Annotated in this window: 16 protein-coding genes and 1 pseudogene; 8 read left to right on the top strand and 9 right to left on the bottom strand. The window is 71.1% G+C overall.

The features are described 5' to 3' along the window. Positions 1 to 41: 41 nt before the first annotated feature. Positions 42 to 566: a ferritin-like domain-containing protein gene (locus tag FHU40_RS02575; RefSeq protein WP_183590717.1), complete on the top strand. Its 525-nt coding sequence runs from the start codon at positions 42 to 44 to the stop codon at positions 564 to 566. A gap of 7 nt (positions 567 to 573) precedes the next feature. On the opposite strand, the gene FHU40_RS02570 is transcribed toward FHU40_RS02575, so the two are convergent. Next, positions 574 to 888: a DUF952 domain-containing protein gene (locus FHU40_RS02570; RefSeq protein ID WP_183590716.1), complete on the bottom strand. Its 315-nt coding sequence runs from the start codon at positions 886 to 888 to the stop codon at positions 574 to 576. 31 nt (positions 889 to 919) lie between these two features. Continuing rightward, positions 920 to 1372 carry a hypothetical protein gene (locus FHU40_RS02565; RefSeq protein WP_183590715.1) on the bottom strand — a complete coding sequence of 151 codons (453 nt, stop codon included), beginning with the start codon at positions 1370 to 1372 and terminating at the stop codon, positions 920 to 922. A gap of 65 nt (positions 1373 to 1437) precedes the next feature. Between FHU40_RS02565 and FHU40_RS02560 the strand changes: the two genes are divergently transcribed. Next, positions 1438 to 2112 carry an ArsR/SmtB family transcription factor gene (locus FHU40_RS02560; RefSeq protein WP_343057688.1) on the top strand — a complete coding sequence of 225 codons (675 nt, stop codon included), beginning with the start codon at positions 1438 to 1440 and terminating at the stop codon, positions 2110 to 2112. Between the two features lie 3 nt (positions 2113 to 2115). Here FHU40_RS02560 and FHU40_RS02555 read toward each other — a convergent pair whose 3' ends face one another. Continuing rightward, positions 2116 to 2361 carry a hypothetical protein gene (locus FHU40_RS02555; protein ID WP_183590714.1) on the bottom strand — a complete coding sequence of 82 codons (246 nt, stop codon included), beginning with the start codon at positions 2359 to 2361 and terminating at the stop codon, positions 2116 to 2118. A 61-nt stretch (positions 2362 to 2422) separates the two neighbouring features. Continuing rightward, positions 2423 to 3100, bottom strand: coding sequence for an endonuclease NucS (gene nucS / locus FHU40_RS02550; RefSeq protein WP_183590713.1), 678 nt, complete (start codon positions 3098 to 3100; stop codon positions 2423 to 2425). Between the two features lie 112 nt (positions 3101 to 3212). Here nucS and FHU40_RS02545 point away from each other — a divergent pair, with 112 nt between their 5' ends. The 4 genes from FHU40_RS02545 (at position 3213) to FHU40_RS02530 (ending at position 8287) form a co-directional block, all read left to right on the top strand. Then, entirely contained in the window at positions 3213 to 5012 is a 1800-nt protein-coding gene (locus FHU40_RS02545) for a 3-hydroxyacyl-CoA dehydrogenase family protein (protein ID WP_183590712.1), read from the top strand. Between the two features lie 140 nt (positions 5013 to 5152). After that, entirely contained in the window at positions 5153 to 6625 is a 1473-nt protein-coding gene (locus FHU40_RS02540; RefSeq protein ID WP_183590711.1) for an MFS transporter, read from the top strand. A 38-nt stretch (positions 6626 to 6663) separates the two neighbouring features. Further along, positions 6664 to 7446: a hypothetical protein gene (locus FHU40_RS02535; RefSeq protein ID WP_183590710.1), complete on the top strand. Its 783-nt coding sequence runs from the start codon at positions 6664 to 6666 to the stop codon at positions 7444 to 7446. 67 nt (positions 7447 to 7513) lie between these two features. Beyond that, complete coding sequence (locus FHU40_RS02530) at positions 7514 to 8287, top strand: alpha/beta fold hydrolase (RefSeq protein WP_183590709.1); 774 nt, start codon at positions 7514 to 7516, stop codon at positions 8285 to 8287. 18 nt (positions 8288 to 8305) lie between these two features. Here the strand turns inward: FHU40_RS02530 and FHU40_RS02525 are convergent, their stop codons facing one another. Then, the gene (locus FHU40_RS02525; protein ID WP_183590708.1) at positions 8306 to 8845 is read right to left on the bottom strand and encodes a CGNR zinc finger domain-containing protein; all 540 of its coding nucleotides are present in this window, start codon (positions 8843 to 8845) and stop codon (positions 8306 to 8308) included. A gap of 59 nt (positions 8846 to 8904) precedes the next feature. Here FHU40_RS02525 and FHU40_RS02520 point away from each other — a divergent pair, with 59 nt between their 5' ends. Further along, on the top strand, positions 8905 to 9891 hold the full coding sequence (locus tag FHU40_RS02520) for an EamA family transporter (protein ID WP_343057686.1): 987 nt from the start codon (positions 8905 to 8907) through the stop codon (positions 9889 to 9891). Here the strand turns inward: FHU40_RS02520 and FHU40_RS02515 are convergent. Beyond that, positions 9888 to 10829 (bottom strand): annotated as a pseudogene (locus tag FHU40_RS02515) (IS5 family transposase). The gene FHU40_RS02520 and the pseudogene FHU40_RS02515 overlap by 4 nt on opposite strands. A 96-nt stretch (positions 10830 to 10925) precedes the next feature. Here FHU40_RS02515 and FHU40_RS02510 point away from each other — a divergent pair. Next, positions 10926 to 11838, top strand: a protein-coding gene (locus FHU40_RS02510) for an IS5 family transposase (RefSeq protein ID WP_425490146.1) whose coding sequence is annotated in 2 segments (ribosomal slippage) — positions 10926 to 11266 and positions 11265 to 11838 — 915 coding nt in all. Because the reading frame shifts where the segments join, the coding sequence is not laid out codon by codon here. Between the two features lie 311 nt (positions 11839 to 12149). Here FHU40_RS02510 and FHU40_RS02505 read toward each other — a convergent pair. The 3 genes from FHU40_RS02505 to FHU40_RS02495 all read right to left on the bottom strand — a co-directional run bounded on the left by FHU40_RS02505 (position 12150) and on the right by FHU40_RS02495 (position 16046). Beyond that, complete coding sequence (locus FHU40_RS02505) at positions 12150 to 13508, bottom strand: IS1380 family transposase (RefSeq protein WP_183590707.1); 1359 nt, start codon at positions 13506 to 13508, stop codon at positions 12150 to 12152. A 121-nt stretch (positions 13509 to 13629) separates the two neighbouring features. Next, positions 13630 to 14772 (bottom strand): AI-2E family transporter, encoded by a 1143-nt coding sequence (locus FHU40_RS02500; protein ID WP_183590706.1) that lies wholly within the window; start codon positions 14770 to 14772, stop codon positions 13630 to 13632. After that, positions 14769 to 16046: a coiled-coil domain-containing protein gene (locus FHU40_RS02495; RefSeq protein ID WP_183590705.1), complete on the bottom strand. Its 1278-nt coding sequence runs from the start codon at positions 16044 to 16046 to the stop codon at positions 14769 to 14771. The genes FHU40_RS02500 and FHU40_RS02495 overlap by 4 nt, the downstream gene beginning before the upstream one ends. Positions 16047 to 16155: the final 109 nt, after the last annotated feature.

Raw genomic sequence — 16155 nt, 5'->3', positions numbered from 1 at the left:
GCCCGGGCTCTGGATCCGGCCCGACCCCCGAGGAGCCTCCTGTGGCAGCACCCCGCTTCGTCGAGCAGCTCAACGTCCAGATCGGCAACGAGCTCGCCGCGCACAACCAGTACCTCGCGTGCGCCGTCCACTACGACGCGCTGACGATGCCGCAGACCGCCGCGCTCTTCTACGGCCAGGCGCTCGAGGAGCGGGCGCACGCCTCGATGATGATCCAGTACCTCCTCGACACCGACAGCGCGGTGACCATCCCCGCGGTGCCGGCCCCGGTCAGCCGGTTCGACGACGTGGTCGCCCCGGTGGAGCTGGCGCTGGAGCAGGAGAAGCGGGTCACCGACCAGATCAACGGGCTGCTCCGGATCGCCCGCGAGGAGTCCGACTTCGCCTCCGAGCAGTTCATGCAGTGGTTCATCAAGGAGCAGGTCGAGGAGGTCGCCACGATGAGCGACCTGCTCGCCGTGGTGCGCCGCAACGTCGACGACATCGAGGACATCGAGGAGTACGTCGCCCGCGAGCAGAGCAACGGCGGCGACGACCCGACCGCGCCGCGGCAGGCCGGCGCCTGAGCCCGGCCTAGAGCCGCCTGACCGCGACGACCGCGGCCGGGGCGAGCTCCCCGTAGACGTGCGGGAACGTCTCATCGACGCCGGGCGCCGGCGCCTCCTCGACCACGGGCGCGTCGAGCAGCTCGGTGTCGATCTCCAGCAGCACCAGGGGCTCGGTGACGTCGGCGTAGTACGCCGCCCGTACGCGCTCCCACTGGTCGGCCCGGCTGGCGTGGAGGTAGCCCTCCTCGTCGAGGGTCACCCCGCGCGTCGAGGTCCGGTAGGCGCCGGACTCCTGGGCGGCCTCCCAGTCGGCGAGGGTGGCGATGTGGAAGATCCTCATGTCGCCATCGTGACAGTCGGCGGACAGGGGCCTACCCGGCGAGCCGCCCCATCTGGTCGGCGTACCAGCGGATGTGGGCGAGGTGCTCGGCGATCTCGCGCAGGGTCCAGTTCTCCCCGCGTGGGAGGTCCCACTCGCCGGGCCCGGCCGCCGCGAGGCACAGTGCGAAGGTGCGGCCGAGCCGGCTCAGCCGCTCGCGCGCCTCGTCGAGGTCGAGCTCGGTGAAGCGCGCCCAGTCAGCGTCGACGGTCACCAGGCTGGCGTGCCAGTGGTCGGGCCGGGTGGGCACGCCCGCGAGCAGCGCCTCGACCTCGGCGAGGTGGTCGACGAGGTGGTCGCCGATCCGGCGGATCGCCTTGCAGGGCGTGTAGATCCGGTCGCCGGCGTCGCTCACCGCCGGCCGGCCGGTCCAGGCGAGCCAGGTGGCGGCGACCTCCAGGCAGTGCTCGACGGCTTCCTCGACCAGGGCTCCGGGATTCTCCATGTGCCGGACGCTAGGGGCCGGACGCTTCGGCGCCGGCCGAAGCATCGGCGGCGTAGCCTCGCCTGGTGCACGACACCGACCTCGCTGCCGTCGGCGCGCTGATCGGGGACCCGAGCCGGGCCCGCATCCTGGACGCGTTGATGGGCGGTAGGGCGCTCGCCGCCGGTGAGCTCGCGCGGGCCGCCGGTGTCAGCGCGTCGACCGCCAGCGAGCATCTCGCCCGTCTGCGCGAGGGTGGACTCGTCGAGGTCGTCAGCCAGGGGCGGCACCGCTACCACCGGATCGCCGGGCCCGACGTCGGCGCCGCCCTCGAGGCGCTCTCGCAGGTCGCGCCGCCGCGTCCGGTGGTCTCGCTGCGCCAGGCCGGGCACGCCCGGGCGCTCGGCTTCGCCCGCACCTGCTACGACCACCTCGCCGGCGTGTGCGGCGTCGCCCTGCACGACGTGCTGCTCGAGCGCGGGTGGCTGACGCCGGCGTACGACGTGACGCCCGTGGGTGTGGACGCCCTCGGCGCGTGGGGTGTCGACGTCGCGGCTGCCCGGTCGCGGCGTCGCTCCTTCGCCCGGCCGTGCCTGGACTGGACCGAGCGCCGACCGCACCTCGCCGGTGCGCTGGCCGCCGGGATCACCGACGCCCTGGTCGATCGCGGCTGGTTCGTGCGCCGCGCGACCGACTCGCGCGCGCTGCGGCTCACCGACCCCGGGCGCGCGGCCCTGACCGAGCTGGGCTGCCGGGTCTGAGCCTCACGACCCCGCGGGCGGCTCCGGCAGGCGGCGTACGACCTCGTGCAGCGTGGACTCGATCGTGGCGAGGCGCTCGTCGACCCCGGCGAGGCGCTCGTCGACCCCGGCGAGGCGCTCCTCCACCCTGGTGAGGCGCTGAGTGTGCTCCTGCTGGGTGGACCTGACCTCGGTGATGAGCTCGTAGATCGACTCGGTCTCGTTCTCGAGTCGACTCACCCGGAGGTGGAGGCTGGCGTCACCGGTCATGCCGGTCACCGTACGTGCTCCCGCCGGGGCGTGCCAGGAGGTCGTTCGCGGCTGTGGACGATCAGAACAGCCGGTGGCTCGGGTCGTCGAGTCCGCGCAGCGCGTCGTAGTCGACGACGGCGCAGGCGATGCCGCGGTCGGTGGCGAGCACGCGGGCCTGGGGCTTGATCTCCTGGGCGGCGAAGATGCCGCGCACCGGAGCGAGGAGGGGGTCGCGGTTGAGCAGCTCGAGGTAGCGGGTGAGCTGCTCGACGCCGTCGATCTCGCCGCGCCGCTTGATCTCGACGGCGACCGACGCGCCGTCCGCGTCGCGACACATGAGGTCGACCGGGCCGATCGCGGTGGGGAACTCACGGCGTACCAGGGTCAGGCCGGGGGCGAGTGTGGCGGGATGCTCGGCGAGCAGCCCCTGGAGGTGCTTCTCGACGCCGTCCTTGCGCAGGCCGGGGTCGACGCCGAGGTCGTGGTTCGACTCGTGGTGGATCTCCTCGATCAGGATCCGCAGCGTGTCGTCGCTCTTGGGGTTGCTGACCGTCCACTCGACCTGGCCGTCGTCGTTGGTGCCCTCGCGGAGGGTGCACGGGGGCGACATCCAGTTCAGCGGCTTGTAGGAGCCGCCGTCGGAGTGCACGAGCACCGAGCCGTCGGCCTTGATCATCAGCACCCGCGTGGCCATCGGGAGATGGGCGGTCAGCCGCCCGGCGTAGTCGACCTGGCACCTGGCTACGACGAGTCTCACGGGCGACGAATCTAGTCGAGGCCGGTCGGACGCCGACGATCGGACCGTCAAGTTACCTGCGAGTGAACTACGCCACTGCCGAGATCGGCGATCCCGTGCCACGATGCGCCGCATGAGCACCCCAGCCGCCGCCTCGCGGAGCTACACGACCATCGGCGTCCTCGGCCTCGGCACCATGGGTGCCGGCATCGCCGAGGTCTTCGCGCGGCACGGCTACACCGTGGTCGGGGTCGAGAAGGACGACGACGCGCTGGCCCGCGGCCGGCAGTACCTCGAGCACTCCACCACTCGCGCGGTGAAGCGGGAGAAGATGACCGACCTGGAGCAGCGCGAGCTGCTCGGCCGGATCACCTTCACCACCGCGCTGGCCGACGTCGCCGGCGCCGACCTGGTCATCGAGGCGGTGGTCGAGTCGCTCCAGACCAAGAAGGAGCTCTTCCGCGAGCTCGACGCGATCGTGGGACTGGACACGATCCTGGCGACCAACACCTCCAGCCTGTCCGTCACCGAGATCTCGACCGCCAACTCGCGACCCGGGCGGGTGATCGGCACACACTTCTTCAACCCCGCTCCGGTGCAGCAGCTCGTCGAGATCGTGCGCACCGTGGTGACCGAGGAGCAGGTGCTCGAGGACGTGACGGCCCTGGTCGCGGAGCTCGGCAAGACGCCGGTCGTGTGCGGGGACAAGGCCGGATTCATCGCCAACACGCTGCTCTTCGGCTACCTCAACCACGCGGTCTCGATGTACGAGGCCCGCTACGCGACCCGCGAGGACATCGACGCCGCGATGCGCTTCGGCTGCGGCTACCCGATGGGCCCGCTCGCGCTGCTCGACCTGATCGGCCTCGACACGGCGTACGAGATCCTCGAGACGATGTACCGCCAGGGCCGCGACCGGCTGCACGCGCCGTCACCAATCCTCAAGCAGATGGTCACCGCGGGCTGGCTGGGCCGCAAGACCGGCCGCGGCTTCTACACCTACGAGGCGCCCGACAGCCCGGTCGTCGTGCCCGACGACCGGACCCCGTCCGCCGACGCCACGCCGCAGCTGCGTCACGACATCAAGGTCGTCGGTGTCGTCGGCACCGGCACCATGGCGACCGGCATCGTCGAGGTCTTCGCCAAGGGTGGGTACGACGTGCGGTACGTCGGCCGCTCCGACGACAAGGTCGCCGGCGTGCGCTCCGCCATCGCCAAGTCCCTCGACAAGCAGATCCAGCGGGGCCGGGCCACCGAGGAGGCCAAGACCGAGATCCTCGCGCGGCTCACCGGCACGACCTCGCTCGACGACCTCGCCTCCGTGGACCTGGTCGTCGAGGCGATCGCCGAGGACCTCGCGATCAAGACCACGCTGTTCGAGAACCTCGACGAGATCTGCAAGCCCGGTGCCATCCTCGCCACCACCACGTCGAGCCTGCCGATCATCGCGTGCGCCCAGGCGACGTCGCGGCCGCAAGACGTGATCGGCATGCACTTCTTCAACCCCGCCCAGGTGATGAAGCTCGTCGAGGTCGTCTCGACCGTCGTGACCGCCGACGACGTCACCGAGACCACCCGCGCGCTGTGCGCCGGCCTCGGCAAGGTCGCCGTCTCCTGCGGCGACCGGGCCGGCTTCATCGTCAACGCGCTGCTCTTCCCCTACCTCAACGACGCCGTGAAGATGCTCGAGGCGCACTACGCCACCGCCGACGACATCGACACCGCGATGAAGCAGGGCTGCGCGCTGCCGATGGGTCCCTTCGAGCTGCTCGACGTGGTCGGCAACGACGTGTCGCTGGCGATCCAGCGCGAGCTCTACCTGGAGTTCCGCGAGCCCGGGTTCGCGCCGGCGCCGCTGCTCGAGCACCTGGTCACCGCGGGCTACCTGGGCCGCAAGACGAAGCGCGGGTTCCGGGACTACAGCAGCCGCTGAGCCCTGCGCGGTGGTTTCGAGGCTCGTCGCTGGCGCTGCTCGCACCTCAACCGCCGTGACGGTGGTTGAGGTGTGAGCGAAGCGAGCCTCGAAACCACCACCCGGCTTGCCGATCCGCATCCCCGGGTACGGATCGGCCCATGGGAGCGGAGACAGGACGGATCACCACCGACATCCCGGCCCGGTTGGACCGGCTGCCCTGGGTTCGGTGGCACTGGCTGATCGTGATCGGGCTCGGCACCGTCTGGATCCTCGACGGGCTCGAGGTCACGATCGTGGGCTCGATGTCGGACGCGCTCAAGGACCCGGAGACCGGGCTGGGGCTGAGCAGCTGGGACGTCGGCTTCGCCGGCGCGATCTACGTCGCTGGCGCGTGCCTGGGTGCGCTGTTCTTCGGACAGCTCACCGACCGATTCGGACGCAAGAAGCTCTTCATCGTCACCCTGGTCGTCTACACGTGCGCGACGGTGCTGACGGCCTTCTCGATGGCGCCGTGGTGGTACTTCACGGCGCGCTTCTTCACCGGCTTCGGCATCGGCGGCGAGTACGCCGCGATCAACTCGGCCATCGACGAGCTCATCCCCGCGAGGTACCGGGGCCGCGTCGACGTCGCCATCAACGGCTCCTACTGGATCGGCGCTGCCGGCGGGGCGCTGCTGACGATCCCGCTGCTCGACCCGACGGTGATCTCCGCCGAGTGGGGCTGGCGACTGGCGTTCGGCCTCGGCGCGATCCTCGCCTTCGGCATCCTCCTGGTACGCCGCAACGTGCCGGAGAGCCCGCGCTGGCTGTTCATCCACGGCCGCGACGGCGAGGCGGAGCGCATCGTCCGCAGCATCGAGGACACCGTCAAGGAGGAGTCCGGAGAGCGGCTGCCCGAGACCGGCGAGACGATCACGATCCGGCAGCGCAAGACGATCCCGTTCACCATGATCGCCCGCACCGTGTTCACGCTCTATCCCAAGCGCACGGTGCTGTGCTTCTCGCTGTTCGTCGGCCAGGCGTTCCTCTACAACGCCTTCTTCTTCACCTACGGCGACACTCTCAGCACGTTCCTCGGCGTGGAGCAGACCGGTTGGTACATCGCGGCGTTCGCGGCCAGCAACTTCGCGGGCGCCCTGGTGCTGAGCCCGCTCTTCGACCGGATCGGCCGGGTGCGGATGATCACCTTCACCTACGTGTTCTCGGGTGCGCTGCTCGGCGCGACGGGCCTCCTGCTCGACTCGGTGACCGCGCTGTCGCTGACGATCCTGGGCGCGGTGATCTTCTTCTTCGCCTCGGCCGGTGCGAGCGCGGCGTACCTGACCGCCAGCGAGGTCTTCCCCATGGAGACCAGAGCGCTCTGCATCGCGTTCTTCTACGCGATCGGAACGGCTGCTGGCGGCATCAGCGGGCCGCTCCTCTTCGGCTGGCTCATCGACCGGGCGTCGGCCGACCAGGACATCACCGGCATCGCGCTCGGCTACCTCGTCGGCGCTGTGCTGATGATCGGCGCGGGCATCGTCGAGGCGTTCCTCGGGGTCAAGGCCGAGGGGCGGTCACTGGAGAGCGTCGCCCAGCCCCTCACCGCCGACGACCGGACCGAGGAGGCGGACGAGCCCGCTCGCGCCTGAGCCTCGGCCGCCTGTGGCGGTCCACGTACGCTGGTGCCATGGAAGGCCTGCTGATCCTGCTCCTCATCGCCGCCGCGATCGGGGTGGCCGTCGTCGCGTCGCGCCGCTCGAAGGAGCGCGAGCTCCAGCGCCGCGAGGCCGAGCTGGCGCCGGTGCGCAAGCTCGTCTTCGAGGACGTGACGTCGCTCGGCGAGCAGCTGCAGGAGCTCGACCTCGAGCTGGCCGGCCGCGAGCTGAGCCCGGGCGAGAACGCCGACTACCAGCGGGCGCTGGACGCCTACGAGTCCGCGAAGACCGCCGCCGACTCGATGACGCAGCCCGACCACGTCCGGCACGTGACCGAGATCCTCGACGACGGCCGCTACGCGATCGCCTGCGTGCAGGCCCGGGTGGCCGGTGAGCCGCTGCCGACCCGGCGGCCGCCCTGCTTCTTCGACCCGCGCCACGGCCTGTCCGTGACGGACGTGCCGTGGGCGCCCGCGGGCGGCGTGCCGCGCGACGTGCCCGCCTGCGCGCTCGACGCGGAGCGGGTCTCCGCCGGCGCCGACCCCGACTCCCGGATGGTGATGGCGGGGGCTCAGCGGGTGCCCTACTACCAGGCCGGGCCCGCCTACCAGCCGTACGCCGTGGGCACCTTCGGCGGCCTCGGCCCCGTGCTCTTCACCGGCCTGCTCTTCGGCGGTCTCGGCGGCTTCGACATGCTCGGCGACGGCATCGGTGCGATCGGCGACGGCATCGGCGATCTCGGCGACGGGATCGGCGACGCGATCGGTGGTCTCGGCGACGGCCTCGGCGACATGTTCGACGGCTTCGACTTCTGACCTCGCCCGCCGACCGAGGGCCGGGCCCGCGCGGCGCGACCGCCGGGTGCTGAACTAACCTCGCGCCATGTCCCTCCACACCACGACGCTGGGGGAGAGCGGTCCGCTGGTGGCCTTCTGCCACGGCCTCTTCGGCCAGGGCAAGAACTGGACCACCGTCGCCAAGGCGATCGCCGAGGACCATCGGGTGCTGCTGGTCGACATGCCGCACCACGGTCGCTCGCCGTGGCCCGACCACTTCGACTACGTCGACGTCGCCGACCGGGTCGCGGAGCTGTTCCGGGCCGACGACCCGGTCGCGCTGGTCGGACACTCGATGGGCGGCAAGGCGGCGATGGTGCTGGCGCTGCGCCACCCAGAGCTCGTCGAGCGGCTGTGCGTCGTCGATGTCTCGCCGGTCGGCTACGGGTCGGCGGGCGAGTTCATCGGCTACATCCAGGCGATGCGGGCCCTCGATCTCGACGGGCTCGAGCACCGGCGCGACGCCGACGCCGCCCTGACCGCCGCCGTGCCGCATCCGACGGTGCGCAGCTTCCTGCTCCAGAACCTGCGCCGCGGCGATGACGGCTGGTCGTGGCAGCCCAACCTCGAGGTGCTGGGCCGCGACATCGCCGCACTCAGCGGCTGGCCGGAGGACGCGCTCGCCGGCACCCCGCCGTACCAGGGCCCGACGCTGTGGATCGCGGGTCAGCGCTCGGACTACGTCCGCGACGAGTACGCCGCCGCGATGGACCGCTGGTTCCCACGCAACCGGCGGGTGACCGTCAAGGACGCCGGGCACTGGGTGCACTCCGAGCAGCCCCAGGTCTTCACCGAGGTACTGCGCCGCTTCCTGGGCTGACGCCGGTCACGGGCGAGGCTAGGAGCCGCGTGCCTGGCGCGCGCGGTAGGCAGCGACCGCGTTGCGGTTGCCGCAGGCCGTGGAGCAGAACCGGCGCGACCGGTTGCGCGAGAGGTCGAGCACGATGCCGGTGCAGGTCTCGTCGGCGCAGATGCCCAGGCGGGACATCTCGTCGTCGCGGATGACGTCGACCATCGCCATCGCGGTGTCGACGACGATGCGGGTCGCCGGCCCGGCGTCGGGGGATACCCCGTGCAGGTGCCAGTCCCAGTCGCCGTGCCGCACCAGCTGCGGGACCGTGCCCGACTCCGCGAGCAGCTCGTTGACGAGCTCGGCCGCGCGGTCGCGGTCGGCGCTCAGCAGGTCGTAGAGGATTGGACGCACGGCCCGCACGCTGTCGAGCTCGTCGCTGCTCGTCGCCCGCCGCCCGGTGTGGAGGTACTCGGCGTACCAGGCGTCCAGCTGGTCGAGCTCGGTGAGCGTGTCGGTGCCGATCGCGGAGTTGGCGAGCACGACCGCTGCTTGCAGCGTGATCGTGGTGTCATTCGCCAAGGGCATGTTGACATATTACTGAAAGGTCACGACATTCGTAGAAGATTGCCGGGATAGCATCAGCCGTGAGCAAACTGGCTGACGACCCGTCGACGACCGCCCCGGAGGCGGCAGCGGGCTCCCGGCTGCCCGCCGGGCTGGCGTTCGCGGTCGTCTCCGCGACGACGTTCGGCCTCTCCGGCCCGCTCGCGCGCCCGCTGCTCGAGTCCGGCTGGAGCCCGGGTGCGATCGTGCTGATCCGGATCTCCCTGGCGGCGCTGGTCGTGCTGCCGTTCGGCCTGCTAGCACTGCGCGGCCGGTGGGGCCTGGTGCGCCGCAACGCCAGCCTGATCCTGCTGTACGGCACGATCGCCGTCGCGGGTGCCCAGTTCTGCTACTTCTCGGCGGTCCAGCACATGCAGGTCGGGCCGGCGCTCCTCATCGAGTACACCGCGCCGGCCGCGGTCGTGGCCTGGATGTGGCTGCGACACGGCCAGCGGCCCGGGCGGGTGACGCTGGTCGGCGCCGGCATCGCCGCGGTCGGCCTGGTGCTGGTCCTCGACCTCGTCTCCGGCGTCGGTCTCTCCGCGGCCGGGGTCCTGTGGGCGCTCGCCGCGATGGTCGGCGCGGCGACGTACTTCGTCATCTCCGCCGACGAGGACAACGGCCTGCCGCCGATGGCGCTCGCGGCCGGCGGCCTGCTCGTCGGCGGTGGGGTGCTCGGCCTCGCCGGCCTGGTCGGCGTGCTCCCGATGCGGCGCGCGACCGCCGAGGTGGCGTACGCCGGCACCGACGTCGCCTGGTGGGTGCCGTTGGTGCTCCTCGGGGTCGTCACCGCCGCCGTGCCGTACACAACCGGCATCGCCGCCGGTCGCCGCCTCGGCTCGCGCCTCGCGTCGTTCGTCGCGCTGCTCGAGGTCGTGGCTGCCGTGGTGTTCGCGTGGTTGCTGCTCGACGAGCTGCCCCGACCGGTCCAGCTGCTCGGTGGGGTGTTGATCCTCGTCGGCGTCGTCGGGGTGAAGCTGGGGGAGCGCACCACCGCCGCGGCCCCGGTCGCCGGCGAGCTGCCTTAAGCACGGCCTAGGGCGTGGCTCCCTATTCGCGCAGCCAGATGGTGATGGCGCGAACGACGATGCCTCCGCGGTAGACGTAGGCGAGTTTGTCGTAGCGGGTGGCGATGCCGCGCCACTGCTTGTGGTCGTTGACGGAGCGCTCGACGACGTTGCGGCGCTTGTAGGTGACGGGGTCGAATGAGGGTGGTCGCCCTCCTGAGGAGCCGCGGCGGACGCGGTTGCCGATCTCGTCGTCTCGCTGCGGGATGACCGCTCGGACGCGCTTGCTGCGGAGCAGGGCGCGGTTGGCGCGTGATGAGTAGGCCTTGTCGCCGAGCAGTTGATCGGGTCGCGTGCGGGGCCGCCCGCGACCGGGTCGGGCGACGGCCAGGTCGGCCAGGAGCCAGCGCAGCAGGGGCGAGTCGCCTGCCTGGCCGGCGGTGACAGCGACCACGAGAGGTCGCCTGCCACCGTCCACCAACTGGTGGACCTTGGTCGACAGGCCACCGCGCGATCTGCCGATCGCATGGTCCAGGGGCTCGAAACCAGGCTCTACGGCCCGATTCATGTAGTTCGACTCAGCCCCCCGTGTGCACGCCAGCGGGCCGCTCGAGGCGGCTCGTGTTCGTCGCGTGCTGATGGGCACGGTTGATGGTGGAGTCCACCGACACCGTCCAATCGACCTGCCCTGCCGCGTCGGCCTCGGCCACCAACCGGGCGTGGATCCGGTCCCAGGTGCCGTCAGCGCTGAATCGACGATGCCGCTTCGAGACCGTCTGATGCGGCCCGAACGACTCGGGAAGGTCACGCCACGCAACCCCGGTCCGGAGTCGGTAGATGATCCCCTCGACCACCTGACGGTGATCTCGAAACGGCCGTCCTCGCTGACCGTCTGAGGACGGCATCAGCGGCTCGATCCGCTCCCACTGAGCATCAGTCAGCAATCGTTCCCGCGACATGTCGACATCAAATCAACTCCACACACCCGGATTTAGGAGCCACGCCCTAGGGCATGTCTGCTAATTCGGGGCGGTTGGGTGGGTGATTGTTGACCCATGTCGCGTGTCGAGGTGTTGAGCGATGCTCAGTGGTCCCGTATCGAGCCGATGATGCCCTCCTCCGAGGGTCGTCGTGGTCGACCGTGGCGCGATCACCGGCAGGTGGTCGAAGGGATCATCTACCGCTACCGGACCGGGGTCGCGTGGCGTGACTTGCCGGGCTCGTTCGGGCCGTGGCAGACGGTGTGGGAGCGGCATCAGGCGTTCTCCCGGGACGGCACCTGGGACCGGATCCATGCCCAGCTGATCGCCGAGGCGGACGCGGCGGGCGAGGTCGACTGGACCGTGTCGGTGGACGCCACGATCAACCGGGCCCACCAGCACGCCACCACGTTGTCGCGCCAGGAGCGGCCTGCCGGCCTCACAGGGGGCTGAGTCGAACTACAAGAACTCCGCCGCGGCCCCGGCTCACGAGCCTCCCGATCATGCGATCGGCCGTTCCCGGGGCGGGTTGTCGACCAAGGTCCACCAGCTCGTCGACGGCCGCAAGCGACCGCTGGTGATCGGTCTGACCGCGGGCCAGGCCGGCGATGCCCCGATGCTCAAGTTCTTGCTGGCCGACCTCGCGGTCAAACGAATCGGACCCGGCCGGCCGCGCACCCGACCCGACCGTCTGCTCGGAGACAAGGCCTACTCCTCGCGCGCCAACCGCGCCCTGCTGCGCAGCAAGCGGGTCCGAACAGTCATCCCGCAGCGAGACGACGAGATCGGCAACCGCATCCGTCGTGGCTCAGCAGGAGGACGACCACCCTCGTTCGACCCCGTCATCTACAAACGGCGCAACGTGGTCGAGCGGTCCTTCAACGACCACAAGCAATGGCGCGGGATCGCGACCCGCTACGACAAGCACGCCACGACCTACCGCGGCGGCGTCGTCCTCAGCGCCATCCTCATCTGGCTTCGCGAATAACCAGACACTCCCTAGTGGCCATCACCGTTGATTCACCCAGGGTCTACGCACCCAGTGCACGCACCTCGCCGCGTCGGCGACGCTCGGTAGACAACCAGGTATGCCGTCGCGCCGCCGCCTTGCGAGGCACGCACCCTGAACACGGATACCCCCGACGTATCAACAGCGATGACCACTAGCCTCGATCTTTCATGACGTCGGTGGATCGGGTGTCGTGCTGAGCTGATGGGCTTTGGTGGCCGCTGGCGCGGTGAATCGCCGGCCCTCTTGCCGGTTCTCCGAGGTCCTGGTCGTTCGGGCTGGGCGGGTGTTCAGGTGAGGGCGGCGAGTCGGCGGTGTCCGCCGAGGACGAGGTCAGCCCAGGGCCATCGCCGCGACAGGCGCAGGATCCGACGTCGGCCGGTGGTGATCACCCGGCCGGCGACCGCGAGGAGTCGCAGTCGGATCCGTTTGGGTTCCCAGACCCGCGCTGGTTGTCCGTGCCAGGCCAGGACCTGGGTCCAGGTCATGAGTTCGGCGGCGAGCTGGGTCAGCTCGAGCCAGAGCTGGTTCTTGTCGAACCCCTGCAGCGGGAGGTTGGTCGCCCCGGTGTCCTTCAGGGCGCGGATGCGGTCCTCGGCGCGGGCCCGGAGCCGGTGGGTGACCTCGAGATCAGCCAGCCGGCCGCTCTTGGTGTTGGTGGCGAACACCGTGATCCGCCAGCCCTCGTGATCGGTGATCCGCAACTGGGCTCCTGGGTGGGGCCGCTCGCGGCGGGCGATCACCCGCATCCCGGGCGGCCAGCCCGTGAACGTGGTCGGCAGCCACCGAGTCAGCTCGGCGACCTGAGCGCCCTCACGCGGCCGTCCGTCGGCATCGAGTGCCCTGCGCCACGCCTGCTTCGGCAGCACCGCGAGGGCGTCGAGAACGGGCTGACGACCGTAGACGCCCACCGAGTACTCCAGACCCAAGTTGTGGACGTGCCACACGAACGCGTGGACCCCCGAGCCGGTGTCACCACGCACCAGCACCCGCGACCGCAGGTGCTCGGGGAGTTGGGCGAGGGCCTCATCGAGGACCCTGATCTGGTCAGCGGCGTCGTTGGCGGCCGCCTTCCCCGGCCGCAGCATCGCCGCCAACGGCTCACCGGAGCCACCCTGACCGTGGTCGACGAAGGCGAGCATCGGGTGGAACCCGAACCCGCGCTTGAAGTTCGGCGTCGCACCCTCCTTTTCCGAGTGCGCCCCGATCAGGGTGGCATCAAGATCGACCACCACCTGCTCCTCATCGGCGAAGGGCGTGCGCTGCGCCCACACTCGATCGCGAGCAACCGCACGAGCGGCCCGGATCGCCGCGATCGCTTCCTCAGGTCGCTCAGCCAAGGCCTCGATGAGGCGGCTGACCGTCGGGTCGGAGGCCACCGACCCGAACAGCTCCGGCTGGGCCCGGACCACGCCGATGTCGGCCAGGCAGTCGCCACCCAACGCGATCGCAACCGCCAGATCCAGCACCGTCTTGCCCGGGTCGTGCGTCGACCTGCTCGAGCGCCACGGCGCCAACCCATCCGCCAATGCCGTTGCCAGCCCGCTCACACGGGCCGTCGACAACAAAATCGCCGCGCCCGCCGACGAGATCAGCGACTCGCCCCCGCACTCGACACGAAGACCAGAACCAGCCGGGATAACCTTCACCTACGGAGTGCCTTTCCGCTTGGCTTCCTTGGACCTTCGACAAGCCCAAGAATCCCTCGCAGGACAGGCACTTCCGTGCGTTACACGCCGTACTCAGTCACGACTACGTGAAAGATCGAGGCTAGCGGGAGTCCTGCCGCCTGACCCACACCTCGCGCACCAGCATCAGGATCGACGCGGCGGTCGGGATCGCCAGCAGTGCGCCGACGACACCGAAGAGCGCGGCGCCCACCAGCGCGGCGATCACGGTGACCGCGCCGGGGACGTCGACGGACTTCGACATCACGCGCGGGTAGATCACGTAGTTCTCGACCTGCTGGTAGACGATGTAGAAGACCGCGCAGGCGAGACCGATCTTCCAGTCCTCCGCGAACGCGATCGCGGTGACGATGACCGCGCCGAGCGTGGCGCCGATCATCGGGATCACGTCGAGGAGCGCCACCACGAAGGCCAGCGCCACGGCGTACTCGCCGAGGCCGACGGCGAACAGGAAGATCAGCGACGAGATGCCCGCGCACAGCGCGACGATGAAGGCACCCGAGACATAGCCGCCGACGCTGCGGACGACCCGGTCGCCGAGCCGGGACACCCGGTCGCGCCGGGAGGCGGGGGCGAGGCGGTAGAGCGCGCCCTTCGTCGTCCGGAGCGACGCGAGGAAGTAGAGCGTCAGCACCACGATGATGAAGCCGTTGAAGAGCGCTCCGAGGACGGCCAGGCCGATGCCGACGGCGCCGCCGAAGAGCGCCCCGGCGAAGTCGCCGTTGGTGACGTAGTCCTGGACCTTCTCGAGGATGTCGTACTCGTCGTCGAGCCGCTGCACCTGGCGGTTGCGCTGCAGCTGGTCGAGCCAGTGCGGCACGTTGTCGGTCAGCGAGCGGACCTGGTCGGCGATCACCGGCACGATGGCGACGATGAAGAGCGTGAGGGCCGCCAGGAACGCCAGGATCACCGTGAGTACGGCGTAGGAGCGGCGCATGCCCCGCCGCTCGAACCAGCGCACCGCCGGGTCGAGGCCGGCCGCCAGGAACAGCGAGACCACGATCAGCATCAGCGTCGAGCCGATGGCCTGGATCTGCGTCGCCATCCAGATGGCGACCAGCACGCCGAGCCCGCCGACGAAGCCGACGAAGAACGGTGCGTGGTGGTCGAGCGGCGGGCCGGGCTCGCCGAGGTAGTCCTCGTCGGTGGGGATGCCGGCGACGCCGTCCTCCGCCTCCGACTCCTCCGACTCCTCTGCCTCCGCCCGCGCCGGCGGCTCGGTCACGCGTCATCCTTCGCGAAGCCGGAGATGACCTCGCTCAGTGACGCCAACTGCGCGGTGATCGCGTCACGGCGCTTGGTGATCCGGTCGACCTCGGCCCGGATCGCCGCGAGCTCGCGCTCGGCCTCGGCCGCCCCGGAGGACGTGATCGACTCCGCCTGGGTGCGAGCGGTCGCGACGATCTGCTCGGCCTCGCGGCGGGCCCGGCTGAGCAGGGCCTCGGCCTCGGTCGCGGCCTGGCCGCGGTGCTCCGCGGCCTGGGCGGCCGCGGACTGGGCGCGCTGCTCGGCCGCCGATGCGCGCTCCTCGGCCTCCTCGACCAGCCGGCGGGTCTCGGCCGTGGCGCTGGCGTGGTGGTCGGTCGCCTCGCGGGCGAGCCGCTCCTTCTCGACCGCGAGGGTGCGCCGGGACTCCTGGACCTCCCGGTCGGCCGCGGCGCGCAGCTGCTCGGCCTCGCGCTTGGCGGCCGTGCGCAGCTCGTTGGCCTCCTGGGCGGCGGCGAGCCGGAGCTGGGCGGCCTCCCGGTTGGCGGTCGCCACCAGGTCCTCGGCCTCGCTGCGCGCCAGCGACCGCTCCTGCTCGGCGTCGGCGACCAGCCGGCTGCGGTGCTCGTCGAGCTCCTTGAGCTGGACCAGCCGCATGTCCTCGGCCTCGCGCATCGCATCGGCCCGGGTCGCCTTGGCGTCGCGTCCGGCCTGCTCGCGGATCTCGGCCGCGTCGCGCTCGGCGGTCGCGCGGACCTCGGCGGCCTCCTCCTCGGCGAGGCGCAGCATCGCGCTCGCGCGGCCACCGAGTCCGGCGTACGACGGGTTCTTGTTCTCCTCGAGCTCGGCGCGCAGCCCGGCGACCTGCTGTTCGAGGCTGACGGCGCGCTGCTCGGACTCGGCGAGGCTGGCGCTGAGGCCCGCCTTCTCGCTGGCGAGCTGGTGCAGCCGGACGTCGACCGCCTCGCGGTCGTAGCCGCCCCGACGGACCACCGGGAGGGCCCCCGCCGCCGCGGGCTGGGCGGTCGCCGGGGCCCGCGGCGGCAGCACCGGGGCGGGGGTCGCCGCCGCGGCCGTCGGCGGGACCGGGGAGGGCCGCTCCGGGGCCCGCTGTCCGGAGCCCGGCTGTCCCGACCCCTGCTGTCGGGCCGGCGCCTGGGCGGGAGACCTCGGCGCGCGCGACGGCACGGCGGGGAGCACCTGGGTCGCGTCCGCGCCATCGTCCGCGGCGGCGCGGGTCTCGTCCTCTTCCGGCTCGTTGTCGTCGAAGATGGACAGTCCCTGGTCGCTCATCGCGGCGCTACTCCTTCGCGGGTCGGGTGTGTGCGGTCCAGTGTTGCCGATCCACCCGCAACAACCCACCCCGCCTCGCCAGAAACCCCCGGGTCCTTGAGGCCGGGGT

The sequence above is a fragment of the Nocardioides soli genome (genome assembly GCF_014191495.1).
GTDB classification, from domain to species: domain Bacteria; phylum Actinomycetota; class Actinomycetes; order Propionibacteriales; family Nocardioidaceae; genus Nocardioides; species Nocardioides soli.
The sequence above is the reverse complement of the archived record's forward strand: the minus strand, read 5'-3'. Positions and strand labels throughout refer to the sequence as shown.